Below are 14561 nucleotides of genomic sequence, written 5' to 3' on the forward strand. Positions count from 1 at the left end.
CGAGATGGGAGAATAAAATAAAAAACTAATCAAACCCAATCTCTAGGCACTAAAAACTGTTCTGTTAGTGTTGATTCGGCCGAACCTGCTTCGGGTTGCCAATTATATTTCCAATTAGCTACCGGTGGCATGGATATCAAAATAGACTCGACACGCCCACCGCTTTGTAACCCAAATAAGGTGCCGCGATCATAAATCAGATTAAACTCTACGTATCGACTGCGTCGATACGCTTGAAACTGTCTCTCTCGTTCACCATACGGCTTGTCTTTGTGGCGCTGCATAATCGGTAAATATGCCTTTAAAAAATGATCGCCTATGCTTTGTACAAACTGAAAACAAGTCTGAAAATCCCAGTGATTCAAATCATCAAAAAAAAGACCGCCGATACCACGCGACTCTTTTCGATGTTTTAAATAAAAATACTCATCACAATTTTTTTTATATTGCAGATAAAGCGCCTCGCCAAACGGATCACATGCCGCTTTAGCTACCGTATGCCAATATTGGCAATCTTCTAGAAAAGGATAATACGGTGTTAAATCAAAGCCACCACCAAACCACCAAACCGGTGTTTCTTTAGGGCTTCGCTGCAATGTAATAAAACGTAAATTCATATGCACAGCTGGCACATAGGGATTTTGTGGATGAATAACTAAAGAAAGACCCAAGGCTTGAAAAGGCGTGGCATTAAATTGGGGATGTCGTGCCGTAGCGCTGGGCGGCAATTTAGCGCCGGAAATATGCGAGAAATTAACCGCACCACGCTCAATCACCGCGCCTTCTGCCAAAACACAGGTCTTTCCACCGCCGCCTTCTTCACGCAGCCAATGATCGGCTATAAATGTCTGTTGGCTATCTTCTGTTTCTAAGCTGAAACAAATGTTTGTTTGTAACTGTAGTAAATAATCTTTAATTTCTGGAATTATTAGCTCATAATTCATTTTTTTATACTGTTATAATGTTTAAATTGCCGCAGCGGAGAAATAATAACTCATGGCCTGGATTAAAGCTTTCCATATTATTGCCATGGTCGCCTGGTTTGCCGGCCTATTCTATCTACCACGCTTATTTGTCTATCATGCGCAAGCGAATGACGCTATTAGCACCGAGCGCTTTAAAATAATGGAGCATAGGCTCTATTATTTTATCATGCTCCCAGCGGCTTTAATAACCCTATTACTGGGGGTTTGGTTAATCGCTTATTCACCTGCGTATTATTTACACGCCCGCTGGATGCAAGCAAAATTATTTTGCGTGCTGCTATTGATTATGTTTCATCTTTATTGTGGAAAAGTGTGCAGGGATTTTAAACGCGATAAAAATAAACACTCCAGTCTATTTTATCGTTTTTTCAATGAGTTTCCGACCTTAATGCTGATTATCATTATCCTGCTTGCCGAGATAAGACCTTTTTAGACCTCCTGCCTCTAAAAAGGCAGGACCTGAGTTTTTGAGTTAAAGCTCGACCATTTCAAAATCTTCTTTCATCGCCCCACATTCAGGACAACGCCATGTCACTGGAATATCTTCCCAACGAGTCCCTGGTGCCAACCCTTCATCGGCATCTCCTTTTTCCTCATCGTAAACCCATCCGCATAGTAAACACATGTACTTTCTAAATACCTGAGCATTTTCTTGCATTTTTCAACTCTTTTTAAATAGCGCTACGTTAAAGCCATGACCACAGGATACCCTATTTAGTACCCACCGGCTTAGAATATAAAGAAATTCATTCGTTTTAGCAAAATTTTTATTCAATAGAAATCATGTTTATGAAGTTACTTTATTAATATCAAACAAAGCATCAATAAACACTTTAGATGAGAAAGGCTGTAAATCTTCGATACCTTCACCTAAACCGGTAAAGCGAATCGGTAGGCTAAGTTTCTTGGCAATTGAAAAAATCATCCCGCCTTTTGCAGAACCATCCAGTTTAGTCAGTACTACACCGGTCAATTGAATGGCTTTATGAAAAACCTCGGCTTGTACTAAGGAGTTTTGGCCAATGCTGGCATCCAGCACCAACAAGGTTTCATGTGGTGCGGTTGCATCCAACTTCGCTAATACTTTTTTTACCTTGTGTAACTCTTGCATTAAATTATCTTTAGTATGTAAACGACCCGCCGTATCCGCAATCAACACATCGATATTTCTTGCGTTAGCCGCCTGTAACGCATCATAAATTACAGAGGCACTATCCGCGCCTTGATGTTGCGCTATCAATGGCAGCTGATTTCGCTCTGCCCATACCGCCAATTGTTCTGTCGCCGCCGCACGAAAGGTATCGCCGGCCGCCAACATCACTTGTTCACCTTGTTTTTTAAAATAATGCGCTAATTTTCCTATAGTGGTCGTTTTCCCAACGCCATTAACACCCACTACTAAAATCACAGTGGGTTTATGTTCAGAATTTATTTGTAAGGGTTGCTCACACGCCTGTAATAAACTCATTAAATGTTGTTGTAATACCGCCCAAACCGCCTTGCCATCCGCTAACTGATTACGCTTTAACTGATGGTTTAACGCATCAATAATTTCTTCAGTAACAGAAGCGCCTACATCGGCACTCAACAGTAAATTTTCAATCTCTTCGATTAAATCCGCATCAACGGTTTTTCGACCTAATACTAGATTTGCCAGACCTTCAACCAACTGGTGGCGAGTTTTCTGCAAACTTTCTTTTAAACGGCCAAAAAAAGCAGGTTTTTTTGGTTGTACCTGCTCATCAGACGTCTCTTTTCTTTTTAAAAATTTAAACATTACGCTCACACCACCTTCTTCTTGCGCCGACTCAACTTACTTCCGATAAGATAATAAATGACACGGCCTAATTAAAGCAATAAAATAACGATCTCTATGTACAACATAATACTTAATCTAAAAAGCGCGAAGGGTGGCGTCTGGTTACGCTTTCTTTTGTGGCGTAAGCCATCAAAAAAACGTAACAGACGACAGGACCCTGAGCCTTCAGTTTAAATTGCTCACATGAAAAAAGGTCAAATTAGAATTATCGGTGGCGCTTGGCGCGGAAGAAAACTAAATTTCCCAGCCACACCCGATTTGCGCCCCACCCCCAATCGTATACGAGAAACCCTATTTAATTGGCTAGACCCGATTCTAGCCCACGCCCATTGCTTAGATTTGTTTGCAGGAAGTGGCGCATTAGGTTTTGAAGCTCTTTCTCGCGGTGCTAAATCGGTTACCTTTATAGAGCAGTCTCTGCCCCTGTTCCGTTATTTAAAAGCACAGATCAAACAATTAGCGGCTGAAGACAACGCCTCTGTTTATCAGATTGGCTTTCCGTTTAACGCCGCCCGCTTATTTAAATCAACCACTCCGCTTTTCAATCTCATCTTTCTTGACCCGCCCTTTCACAAGCATCTCATTGAGTCAGCCTGTAGCTGGTTAGTCAAAGAAAAGTTACTCATTGAAAAAAGTACTATTTATATAGAGTCAGAAGCATCGCTAGAAAAGTTTGCTTTACCTGAACATTGGCAGATAAGTCATTGCAAAACGGCCGGTCAAGTCCAGTATAGCTTGATTAGAACTGATGCTTGACTTTGTATATCCTTCTTGTTTCAATGCGCGCTAGGTGTATAGGGTTTTTATCTAAGTAAAATAAGATATCATGAAAAAAATAACAGCGTTGTTTATGATGAGTTTATTGCTAGGTTGTTCTAGCACACAAACCTTATCAAGCTCCATTACGCCTTCCTCTATTGCTCCGCAATCCAATGACACAGCGGCCATTCAGCTTGCTGAAGCGGCTCGCTCGGTTAGTCAATCATTAAACGAACTTAAAACCATTGAAAAGGCTTCTAACCCGCCAGTTAAACCATTGCCTTACCCTACGTCATCCGGCTTAGAAAAAATTACCGCTTCCGTCGATTGGTCGGGTCCTATTGAGCCATTATTAGAACGTATTGCAAAACTCGCTAATTATAAGCTCGAAGTCATTGGTCATCATCCGGCTATTCCAGTGTTAGTGACCATTTCTTCACAAAACACACCCCTATCCTATATCGTACGCAATGCTGATCTACAAGCCGGTGTCAAAGCCAACATAGCCGTCTACCCCGGCATCCAAACGATAGAATTACGCTATGCTAAAAACTAAGTTCAAATATCTTACTTATTTTTTTAGCTTTTTAGTGTCAACCTCATTAGCCGGTTGCAGTACGGTAGCACCTAATTATAAGACCGTTGGTAACCTCAATAGTTTATCGCAATTACAAGATTTACATGCCAAAGTCATGCCGGCCAAAAAAGCGGATATGAATAAACTGCATGTACAAGCATTACAAGACGTTGCGATGAGTGTCGGTGCGCAAGCAGGACTGGCATGGCGGTCTAAAAACATTAATGCTTTATTAACAAAGAGCGCTAGCGATCTTGATCATATTTTTAACTTCAATTTAATGCTACTTGAGCATAATGTCGTGCCGCCGGTACTCGTTCAAGGCAATAGCTCATTAAATTTAGCGGATCCACAAACTTTACGCATTGACGATCGCGTTTATCAAATTGTGAGTCAAGCGCATTTTACGACGACTCCTCCACAATGGCATAACTACCTATGGATGGACTATCAAGCACCTGACATGCCATTACCCGCTTTTCTACCCAAAACAGCTGAAGAACGTGCGATTTGGCGAAACTATGCCACCTTAGGTTGGCAAGATGGTATTAACCAAGCAAACTCTATTTTTAGTGATAACTTAGCACGTCTTACCAGAGACTATACCGGTATGGCGCTCTATCGTTCTCTTTTATTGAAGGGTATGGTCAGCAAGCCTTTTGTAGCGCAAACGGATCTAGGTGTAACTGGCGATGATTCTAATTTACATATCAATGATCAGATCTTTAGAATCACTTCATTGCCTAAATTACAGCCCAAAGCCAGCCAATGGAATCCAGTCATTACTCATGATAACAGCCCAACTCAGCAATGAACCGGTACGTTTTACGCCGGCTTGCTTGGCTGATCTACTGATTCATTGTCAAAAACTTTCCGCTTCTGACATCACCTTACAAACCGGCGAACCTGTTTTTGCAGAAGTCTATGGTCGTTTGCTAAGAATAACGCGACGCAAACTATCCAATACCGAAGTGTCTGAGATACTCAACCTGATTTATGGGCCCAATGGCAGCGCACAAATTTTAAGTGGTGTTGATATCGATACCCATTATGAATTTCGTCCTAATCGACATGAGCGCTATCGTTTCCGAGTTAATGCAACCGGCTGCTTAGTCGAAGGTCATGATGCGATTCAAATTACCTTCCGAACCATCCCCAGTACACCGCCCAAGCTAGCCGAACTCAATTTAGAACCGGCACTCATTCAATCCTTATCACCCTCGCAAGGCATTGTTTACGTTACCGGTTCAACCGGCTCAGGAAAAAGTACCTTATTAGCCGCGATTATCCGTGATCTGGCTGAAAAAGAAGACAGTCACCGTAAAATCCTTACTTATGAAGCACCGATTGAATTTGTGTATGACGCGATTGATAAACCGAGCGCCATTGTCAGTCAATCTGAGGTTCCAAGACATTTACCTTCATTTGCAGCCGGTGTACGCAATGCCCTCCGCCGTAAACCCCGACTTATCTTAGTCGGAGAGGCACGTGATCCAGAAACCATTGGTGCTGCCATAGAAGCTGCGCTGACAGGCCACCCTGTTTACACCACGCTGCATAGTAACGGTGTAGCTGAAACACTACGCCGATTAGTAAATTCTTTTCCTGCTGACGAAGCGCATGGCCGCATGATCGATATTATCGAAACCATCCGCGTCGTCGTTTGGCAGCAACTGGTTCCAACCAAGGATGGTAAGCGCGTCGCACTGCGTGAGTTTTTAATCTTCGATGAAAAATTACGTGATCAATTAATTGATTCGAAGCTTGAAAATATTAGTGCCACCACACGGCGTTTATTAAAAGAGCATGGGCAACCGATGTCCGTCGATGCAAAACGCAAATTCGATGCCGGCCTTATTGCAGAACGAGAATACAAACGTTTAATCATGACGGAAGAACGAGCCAGTCAAGATGCTTGAATCTAATCTAGACGCGGTGCAATTAGATGCTTGGCAACCCACTGCTTCACTAAACACGCTGCATTTACGTGCTCGCCTCTTATGCCGTATTCGACAGTTTTTCGCAGAGCGGCAGGTCTTAGAAGTAGAAACGCCCTTGCTATCACAAGCGACCGTTACCGATAAATACTTACAAAGTTTCCAAACCGACTATCATTTTGCGAACTCTGAGCAAAAACAAACGCTTTATTTACAAACTTCGCCTGAATTTGCCATGAAACGCTTACTGGCTGCTGGCAGTGGCGCTATTTATCAACTGTGTAAAGCCTTTCGTAATCAAGGCGAATCAGGCCATAACCATAATCCTGAATTCACAATGTTAGAGTGGTACAGGCCTGGCTTTAATCATCATGATCTCATGGATGAAATGGAAAGTTTACTTAAAATTATTCTGGATTGTCCGAGCGCACAACGTTTCAGCTATGCTGAATTATTTCAGCATTATCTACAAATTGATCCCCATCAAGCATCGCTTGAACTATTAAAGCAAACAGCGCATCGTTTTAAACTTGCTACAGAAAATTTAATTCCCTTAGAATTAGAAAAGGATGATTGGTTAAACCTCTTAATGACGCATTGCATCGAACCGCAACTACCAAAACACCCGGTTTTTATTTATGATTTTCCGGCCTCACAAGCGGCATTAGCCCGCATACGGCCTGGAAAACCAGCACTGGCTGAACGCTTTGAGGTTTATGTTCAAGGATTAGAGCTAGCGAATGGATTTCATGAACTCAGTTCAGCATCAGAACAACGTCAACGCTTTAAGAATGATTTAATACAACGCGAGAAAGCGGGTTACCCGCTGGTACCTATCGATGAACGCCTCTTAGCGGCCTTAGAACAGGGCCTGCCCGATTGTGCGGGTGTAGCACTAGGGGTAGACCGATTGATCATGCTAGCGGCTAAGAAAAACGCTATTAATGAGGTGCTCAGCTTTCCTATAGAACGCGCTTAAATCACGTCATTGCGCATCTCGCAGACACGTGGCATTCCAAAAAGTCCAATAAACTGGATGGCCACGCTCATTTCATTCGCTCGCCATGACGGTGGTTCTTTTAATCACGTCATTGCGAGCGTAGCGCGGCAGTCCAGTAGGGCAATATGTAACTCTAGATTGCTTCGTGCCTACGGCACTTGCAATGACGATATAACCGTAGCGCCCGCAGCTTGCATCTCTTTAATCGCCATAGTCCCGTCTTCTGGACTTAAATTAACCGCACGACATCCGTCTTCAATCAAATAGGTTTTAAATCCAAGCTGACACGCATCAAGTACGGTATATTTAACACAATAATCCAAGGCTAAGCCCATAATATATACACCACGGATCGACTGCACTTTTAAATAATCGCCTAATCCGGTTGATTTACGATGGCCATTATCAAAAAAGCCACTATAGCTATCAATGCGTGGATCAGAACCTTTCTGAAATACCCTGCTTAAGCAATCCTGCTTAAGATCAGCCACCAACTCAGCACCCTCTGCCTTGCACACAATGCACTGGCCATAAAACCTGCGGCAATCCAGCTAATTCAATACAATCACCGATTGATTTACCCGCATGATTGACGGCAAAGCTGCCATGATTTTTTGGATGCCAATCTTGCGTGGCGACAATACATTCAAAATGCGCTTGTAAGGCATTCGCAATGGGGATCACTTCATTACCCTGAGGCACTGCTAAGCTTCCCCCCGGCATAAAATCATTTTGCAGATCGACTAGGATTAGTGCTTTTTTCATAGAAGAAGTACTTTTGTTAAGTTTTACTTAAGCTATTGTATATTATAATAGCTTAATATATTTATCATTGATCCACCTTAAAGAAGCTAAAGCCATGCCGATTAAAGCAGAAATCGCTCAAAAAGAATTGCATGTACTCGCCGCTCTAGGCGATGGTAATTGTGCGCTTCGATCCATTATTCAATCTTTACTTGCTCAAGGTATGCTGCATGATAAAAAAGAATGGGTAGCTCATTTTATTCAGGAACTTGTCAATCGAAATGAGGGTAAGGTTAAAGAAGTCTATCACTTAAACAAGCCCGCTACGCTTCATTCCTTTATTGAACAATATAAAATGCTGACGATAGATCAGTTGGATACGTTTTCACAGGATTTCTTTATAAATAAAGAGGCTAATACGCCAACTGCGCCGATTTTAAGTCAAGAAGAACATAATCGTCTCTACTTACTACTTGAAAAAAACAACGCCACACTATCTTCATCTGAAGCAAGTGAATTAGAAAAACTCTATTTAAAACTTTCCTCCTCTCAAACAACGAATAAACCCAAGGATGATAGTGTTCTTTATTTTTTAAATGCTTGCTTACGACAAGATATCATTTCATTTAATAATGAAAATCTGAATCTAGAAACAATCAGCGCTAGTGATGATGCTGAAATACAGCAACTAATAAAATCAGAGCAAGAAGATCATTTAAAATCCTTACAAACATTAGGTGCCTTTGTAGATATCCGGCATATAACGCCTTACCTTAAACATCATAACATCGGTGTACAGATTTATACCAACAAAGGTGAATTACAAGCACATGCGTCTACCCGCATAGCAGCTGAAAACCGCAATGAAGTGGATATCCATCTGATATTACATAGTCAGCATTACAATGTATTACTGCCGGCTAAAGAATTACAAATCAAACAAGATGAAACCATTGCAAAAAAACTTCAGATTGAAGAAGATAAAACACTTGGTAAAAAACCTCAAACGGATGTTAGCGAAAAAGAATTGCAAATTAAACAAGGTGAAGTAGCCGCAAAACAACTGCAAATGGAAGAAATAAAAGACTTTGCAGAACGATTTAAATCGTCTGGCAATAAAGATAACCTGTCTTTTATACGCGATGTTATCAACGGTTTAGGATTAGAAAGGGAATTAAACCTTGAGCAATTAAGTCATTTACGTACTTTAGACCTAGACAAGCTAGTCGGAGAATTACAACTTGTTATTAAGGATCTAGGATACTCTTCTGAGTTTAAGGAAAAAATACAGCATTATTCTTTTTTCTCACCACCTTGCAGACAAGAAATAGTCGATACCGATCAAACGCTAACGTCTACACCCGCTATTAAATGTAATTAAATGCGCTGAAACTACACGTTATCTCAAAAAACCTTTTGCTTTTAAAACAAGTTGTAGCTTCAGATTGTAGAGCTTTTCTTCTAAACCCACCGGGTATTGATGTGGATTTAAAAGTCGACGGATGGTTTCATCGAATTGTTTAAGTTCGCCTTTGGTTTTTTCTTGCGTCACTTGCAGAGAAGGCCTTTTATAAACTAACTGGCCTTTTCTGAAAATCGGCTGCATCAACTCACGATAAGGCGTATCGCGTGGAATGAGACAACGTCGCGTCGGATCTAAAGGATCAATAATAGTACAAGGCTCTGAAATCCCTTGCTGCTCATCATAAATGACATCTGCCATCGCCTGTTTAGCCTCACTGTCCCAATAGAAACGACGTACGGATAAAATACCCGGTGTTGAAATCTTGATGGCCTGCTCAGATAATTTAACTTTATATTCCCATTTCGCTTTTTTAGACGATTTAATCGCACTTAATTTATAAACGCCTTCTAACGCGGGCTGTTCATAGGCGGTTATTAAATGCGTGCCTACACCCCAGGTGTTAATTTTGGCGCCCTGCCCTTTTAAACTGCTAATCACCGAGGGATTTAAGTCGTTACTCCCGATAATAAGACTGTCTTTGTAACCTGCTTTATCTAAAAGATGACGTGCTTCTTTACTCAAATAAGCTAAATCACCCGAATCCAAACGCACGCCCGCTAAATGGAACCCTTGTGGTTTTAATTCATCCGCCACCTTGATAGCATTTTTTACACCCTCAAGTGTGTTATAGGTATCCACTAAAAAAATACAGCGGTCCGGAAAGCTTTTTGCATACGCACGAAAGGCATCTAATTCCGATGCAAAACATAAAACCCAACTATGCGCATGAGTACCTCGTACCGGAATATCAAATAGTTTGCCTGCCAACACATTAGAGGTTGCTATACAACCGCCAATATAAGCGGCACGACTTGCCATAATGGCCCCATCAAATCCTTGTGCACGGCGTAATCCAAATTCAAATACTGGTTCATCATTTGCCGCTTGCACAATGCGTGCCGCACTGGTGGCAATTAACGTTTGGAAATTGATGATATTTAATAAAATACTTTCAAGTAATTGACACTGTAATAAGGGACCTTTAATACGTAACAAAGGTTCATGAGGAAATACCACCGAACCTTCTTCTATGGCATCAATATCACAACTGAATTTAAGCTGACTCAGATAATCCAAAAAAGGCTTACTAAACAACGCATGCTCATTAGAATCTTTCAGCCCGGCTAAATAATCAATATCTTCGTTGGAAAAATGAAACAAAGCGAGATAATCAATCAGCGTACCTAAACCCGCCGCAATCGCATAACCACCCGCAAAAGGTGCTTTACGAAAACTATGGTAAAAAACGGCTTCATGTTCATGAAGATCGGCCTGCCAGTAGCCATAAGCCATGGTAAGCTGATAAAAGTCAGTTAATAAAACGAGAGATGATTTATAAAGCTGGTGTAATGAATTCGACATATACTCACATGGACTCACAGCAATTAGATTTTTGGCAAGGCGCCGCGAAAATCGAGCAACCGGAGTGTATACAAAATACATGAGGATTGCGAGTTGAGCGGGAACGCAGACAAAAATTCAAGTGCGAAGAGTATAGAAATAATCCCAGCAAGGGCGGGAAAATATCCGCCCCTTGGGTAAAAACTAACCACCCATTTGTTTTTCTCGTATTTCATCCAAAGTTTTGCAGTCTATACATAAAGTGGCGGTAGGCCGCGCTTCTAAGCGACGAATACCAATTTCAACACCACAGCTGTCACAAAATCCATAGTGCCCTTCATCTAGCTGATGTAAGGCATCTTCAATTTTCTTGATTAACTTACGCTCACGATCTCTAGCGCGTAGTTCTAAATTAAATTCCTCTTCTTGCGTCGCACGATCACTGATATCAGGCAAAGAGGCACCCTCATCCTGTAAATGATGTACGGTACGTCCCATATCTTCCAACAACATGCGTTTGCGTTGGAGCAATAATCGTCTAAAGTGCGACTGTTGGTCTACACTCATGTAGTCTTCCCCAGGCCGTTCCTTATAAGGCGCTATATTTAAATCAGTTTCTTTTACTGATTCTGACCTTATTTCTGCTAATGGAGCTTGTTTTTGTATCCGTTTCTTAAGTTTTTTAGGTTCTGCCATTTTAGTTTTTTCTTGTGATGGTTGTTGTTCTACTACAGGTAGCGCCTGGGAATCAGACTTTGCTTGCCTTTGTTTTTTTTTAGCGGTTGCCCGAATAGCTTTCGTCGACTCTGGAACCGTACTTGCTTTCTTTTTTACATTTCTAGGTTTTCTATTGATTTTAGTACCTGAGCTTTTTTTTGACGTCTTTTTCGGGGCTTTGCTTTTACTAGGCTTTTTTTTTACCGCTGTTTTTCGTCTACGACGACGTACTGGCTTAGCAGCTGTTGCTCTTTTCTTTCTTCTCGTAGATTTTTTACGTGTTGTAGTCGTGGATTTTTTTGCAGCTGTTGTGCGGCGTTTACGTCGCTTTGGAGCTGCAGCTTTTCTCACTGCCATAAAAGTTCTCCTTGAGAATTTACAATCTGCCGGAATTGGCATACTTAAAAAAACCAAACACATCTATACCAAAAATAATTCTGCATGGCAATCACTTCTCATTCTTACGAACCCTACCATGCATTTTCTTTTTATTAATGATTTATAGATCATATTTTCAATTAATGCCATTTTCCACTACTAACTCGTTGGTGACCGGCTAAATCTTTATGTTGTTGTGGACTATGGTAGCCGTATTTCAAAAAGAGTTGACGAACAAACTCGGCTTGATCGTAACCATGTTCTAAAAATAATTGTCCGCCTGGCAATAGATAATGACAGGATTGCTGAATAATGGTTTCTAAGTGTTTTAAGGCATTTTTATCGGCAATTAATGCCATTTTTGGTTCGAAAGTTAAAGCCAACTCAGAACGAAGATGGGGATCACGCTTAGAAAGATAAGGGGGATTACTGACAATCACATCAAACTGTTCGCCTACCTGAAAAGCAGCACACCAATCACCTTGACGCCATCCGACATTTTTTATGTTATAACGCCGTCTATTCCGTTCAGCAAGCTGTAAAGCATCACGATAATAGTCTGTGGCAAGAAGTTGCCAAGCAGGTCTTTCCGTTGCTAATGCCAATGCAATAGCCCCAGAACCGGTGCCCAAATCGGCAACTTTTCTTGGTGCATGCGTATAGTTTTCTAGTAATAACTGAACCAATAACTCAGTTTCAGGACGTGGAATAAGTACCGCTGGAGTGACTTCCAGAGAGAGAGACCAAAACTCCTGCTCGCCAATTAAATAGGCTATCGGCTCTCCTCGTTTCCTGCGTCTAAGTAACTCTTTAAAAACGGTTTGTTGCGAAAACGATAGCTCTGTAGATGAAGGCTGGCTATAGAGTTGCGCACGCGTCAAGCCCAAACAAATGGCCAATAAAAGTTCCACGTCTAAATAAGGGGTTGTACTGCTTGGGATTAATTCTTTGACCGCCCAACGCCATAATGATTGTAATAACATCTAAACACTACTCAGAACGAGGACTTTGCTTGCGTCTTATATACGAAACAAAAAACAAAATAAGAAATAAGGGCAGCAAAACGGGCATTAAGACAGGGAATAAAAAAATGGCGAATACGGTCCAGACGGCCGCAATAAACCCTAAAACCAAAACACCGGTCCAGGTCAAAATAAAAAACAACAAAATACTCACACAAAAGAAAAAAACCGAAGCCACTAAAAGGCCCCATATAGTTAAGCTAATCGTCACCGCACCACCGAGCAAAGCAAGTGCAATATGCCCACCCAGAATAAGCAATAACATGATGATCAATGCCCATGCTAATGATCGAAACATACTATCTCCTTTATTACATTCATTACACTGCCACCTCATCGTCATCCTCGGCTTTCGCCGAAGATTCAAAGAAAAGTATGGATCCCGCGGTCAAGCCGCGGGACGACGTCCTTGGAGAGCGGTCAATCCCCTGGGACGGCGGCTGCGGAACGACACAAATGCCTAGTTTATTCACCCATCGCAGCCAACCTATCGGCCTGATATTCTCTAATCAGCGATTGAATCACCGGCGATAAATGCCCCTCCATGATATCAGATAATTGATACAGCGTTAGGTTTATCCGGTGATCGGTTAAGCGACCTTGTGGAAAATTATAGGTGCGTATCCGCTCCGAACGATCGCCACTCCCCACTAAGTTTCGCCGTGTTTGCGCTTCCTCTCGCTGCTGCTTTTCCTGTTGTGCCGATAACAGCTTCGCTTGTAATAACGACATGGCACGCGCACGATTTTTATGCTGCGAACGCTCGTCTTGGCATTCAACCACTATTCCTGATGGAATATGGGTAATTCGAATCGCTGAATCTGTTTTTTGTACGTGCTGCCCACCAGCCCCGGAGGCTCTGAAGGTATCAATTTTCAAATCGGCGGGATTAATCGTCACTTCATCCATCGCTTCTATTTCTGGCAATATCGCGACGGTACACGTAGAGGTATGTACACGACCTTGTGCCTCTGTCTCTGGCACACGCTGTACTCGATGCGCCCCCGATTCAAATTTTAAGTGTGAGTAAACATCACTGCCGGCAATACGCGCAACAATTTCTTTATAGCCCCCTTGTTCACTAGGACTACTATGAATAATTTCAACCGACCATCCTTGCATCTCCGCATAACGTGAATACATACGAAATAAATCGCCTGCAAAAATGGCCGCTTCATCACCACCCGCTGCCGCACGAATTTCTAAAAATACATTGCGTTGATCATTGGGGTCTTGAGGTATCAACAAGTGCTCTAACTCAACTTCTAAGTGAGACTTTTTAAGCTGAGCTGTTTTAAGTTCTTCCTGTGCTAACTGTTGTAACTCGGGATCAGCATCTTGCAAACAATGTTCTGCTTGCGTAATGACATTCAAGTTTGTTTGATATTGCTGAAAACATTGTACGACGGGACCTAAGCGAACATATTCCTTAGAAAGTTCACGAAAACGATTTTGGTCATTAATAACACCAATATCGCCTAACAGCGCAGTTAATTCTTCATAACGCTCAACAAGCGCCGTGAGTCTTTTTAATAAAGTGGTCTTCATAAGACCCTCTTTATACCTAAAGAAAAGCATCAAGTCGAGATGGAATGATTAATACTTTTTTATCAGCCTTTAACTTAAGCTTTTGTTAATAACCGAATGTTATCTTAGAACGTGTTAGCTATTTCAATTAATTAGATAAGAGGAGAACAAACTGGCTTACTCCTGCAGGAGATAAAAATTACATAACTTTATAATTACTCATAATAAA

17 protein-coding genes are annotated in these 14561 nt (G+C 41.6%); 7 read left to right on the plus strand and 10 right to left on the minus strand.

Features of this window, described 5'->3' with window-relative positions; genetic code table 11:
* Positions 1 to 29: 29 nt before the first annotated feature.
* Positions 30 to 944: an oxygen-dependent coproporphyrinogen oxidase gene (gene hemF, locus DMP02_RS04410; protein WP_126322858.1), complete on the minus strand. Its 915-nt coding sequence runs from the start codon at positions 942 to 944 to the stop codon at positions 30 to 32.
* Between the two features lie 52 nt (positions 945 to 996).
* On the opposite strand from hemF, the gene hemJ reads away from it, so the two are divergent.
* The gene (hemJ, locus tag DMP02_RS04415; protein WP_126322859.1) at positions 997 to 1419 is read left to right on the plus strand and encodes a protoporphyrinogen oxidase HemJ; all 423 of its coding nucleotides are present in this window, start codon (positions 997 to 999) and stop codon (positions 1417 to 1419) included.
* Between the two features lie 39 nt (positions 1420 to 1458).
* On the opposite strand, the gene DMP02_RS04420 is transcribed toward hemJ, so the two are convergent.
* Positions 1459 to 1644, minus strand: a complete 186-nt coding sequence (locus DMP02_RS04420; protein WP_126322860.1) for a rubredoxin — start codon at positions 1642 to 1644, stop codon at positions 1459 to 1461.
* Positions 1645 to 1773: 129 nt separating this feature from the next.
* Positions 1774 to 2763, minus strand: coding sequence for a signal recognition particle-docking protein FtsY (gene ftsY, locus DMP02_RS04425; RefSeq protein ID WP_126322861.1), 990 nt, complete (start codon positions 2761 to 2763; stop codon positions 1774 to 1776).
* A gap of 225 nt (positions 2764 to 2988) precedes the next feature.
* Here ftsY and rsmD point away from each other — a divergent pair, with 225 nt between their 5' ends.
* The 5 genes from rsmD to epmA all read left to right on the plus strand — a co-directional run bounded on the left by rsmD (position 2989) and on the right by epmA (position 7057).
* Positions 2989 to 3561: a 16S rRNA (guanine(966)-N(2))-methyltransferase RsmD gene (rsmD, locus tag DMP02_RS04430; RefSeq protein WP_126322862.1), complete on the plus strand. Its 573-nt coding sequence runs from the start codon at positions 2989 to 2991 to the stop codon at positions 3559 to 3561.
* Between the two features lie 70 nt (positions 3562 to 3631).
* Positions 3632 to 4120, plus strand: a complete 489-nt coding sequence (gene dotD / locus DMP02_RS04435; protein ID WP_126322863.1) for a type IVB secretion system lipoprotein DotD — start codon at positions 3632 to 3634, stop codon at positions 4118 to 4120.
* On the plus strand, positions 4107 to 4955 hold the full coding sequence (locus DMP02_RS04440) for a type IV secretory system conjugative DNA transfer family protein (protein ID WP_126322864.1): 849 nt from the start codon (positions 4107 to 4109) through the stop codon (positions 4953 to 4955). Before dotD ends, DMP02_RS04440 begins: the two co-directional genes overlap by 14 nt.
* A complete protein-coding gene (gene dotB, locus DMP02_RS04445; protein WP_126322865.1) occupies positions 4930 to 6060 on the plus strand; it encodes a Dot/Icm type IV secretion system ATPase DotB in 1131 nt (376 codons plus the stop codon). Before DMP02_RS04440 ends, dotB begins: the two co-directional genes overlap by 26 nt.
* 16 nt (positions 6061 to 6076) lie before the next feature.
* Positions 6077 to 7057, plus strand: coding sequence for an elongation factor P--(R)-beta-lysine ligase (gene epmA / locus DMP02_RS04450; protein ID WP_408608712.1), 981 nt, complete (start codon positions 6077 to 6079; stop codon positions 7055 to 7057).
* 170 nt (positions 7058 to 7227) lie between these two features.
* Here the strand turns inward: epmA and DMP02_RS07450 are convergent, their stop codons facing one another.
* On the minus strand, positions 7228 to 7569 hold the full coding sequence (locus DMP02_RS07450; RefSeq protein WP_269471431.1) for an isochorismatase family protein: 342 nt from the start codon (positions 7567 to 7569) through the stop codon (positions 7228 to 7230).
* 4 nt (positions 7570 to 7573) lie between these two features.
* Complete coding sequence (locus tag DMP02_RS07455; RefSeq protein ID WP_269471422.1) at positions 7574 to 7843, minus strand: cysteine hydrolase family protein; 270 nt, start codon at positions 7841 to 7843, stop codon at positions 7574 to 7576.
* Between the two features lie 94 nt (positions 7844 to 7937).
* Here DMP02_RS07455 and DMP02_RS04460 point away from each other — a divergent pair, with 94 nt between their 5' ends.
* Positions 7938 to 9203, plus strand: a complete 1266-nt coding sequence (locus tag DMP02_RS04460) for a hypothetical protein (protein ID WP_126322867.1) — start codon at positions 7938 to 7940, stop codon at positions 9201 to 9203.
* 18 nt (positions 9204 to 9221) lie between these two features.
* Here DMP02_RS04460 and DMP02_RS04465 read toward each other — a convergent pair whose 3' ends face one another.
* The 5 genes from DMP02_RS04465 to prfA all read right to left on the minus strand — a co-directional run bounded on the left by DMP02_RS04465 (position 9222) and on the right by prfA (position 14353).
* Entirely contained in the window at positions 9222 to 10709 is a 1488-nt protein-coding gene (locus DMP02_RS04465) for a nicotinate phosphoribosyltransferase (RefSeq protein ID WP_126322868.1), read from the minus strand.
* 183 nt (positions 10710 to 10892) lie between these two features.
* Positions 10893 to 11384, minus strand: a complete 492-nt coding sequence (gene dksA / locus DMP02_RS07260) for an RNA polymerase-binding protein DksA (RefSeq protein ID WP_126323503.1) — start codon at positions 11382 to 11384, stop codon at positions 10893 to 10895.
* 539 nt (positions 11385 to 11923) lie between these two features.
* Positions 11924 to 12766 carry a peptide chain release factor N(5)-glutamine methyltransferase gene (gene prmC / locus DMP02_RS04475; protein WP_126322869.1) on the minus strand — a complete coding sequence of 281 codons (843 nt, stop codon included), beginning with the start codon at positions 12764 to 12766 and terminating at the stop codon, positions 11924 to 11926.
* Positions 12767 to 12773: 7 nt separating this feature from the next.
* Positions 12774 to 13103, minus strand: coding sequence for a hypothetical protein (locus DMP02_RS04480; RefSeq protein WP_126322870.1), 330 nt, complete (start codon positions 13101 to 13103; stop codon positions 12774 to 12776).
* Positions 13104 to 13270: 167 nt separating this feature from the next.
* Positions 13271 to 14353, minus strand: a complete 1083-nt coding sequence (gene prfA / locus DMP02_RS04485; protein ID WP_126322871.1) for a peptide chain release factor 1 — start codon at positions 14351 to 14353, stop codon at positions 13271 to 13273.
* Between the last annotated feature and the right edge of the window lie 208 nt (positions 14354 to 14561).

It is taken from the genome of Candidatus Rickettsiella viridis (assembly GCF_003966755.1).
Classification (GTDB): Bacteria; Pseudomonadota; Gammaproteobacteria; order Diplorickettsiales; family Diplorickettsiaceae; genus Rickettsiella_B; species Rickettsiella_B viridis.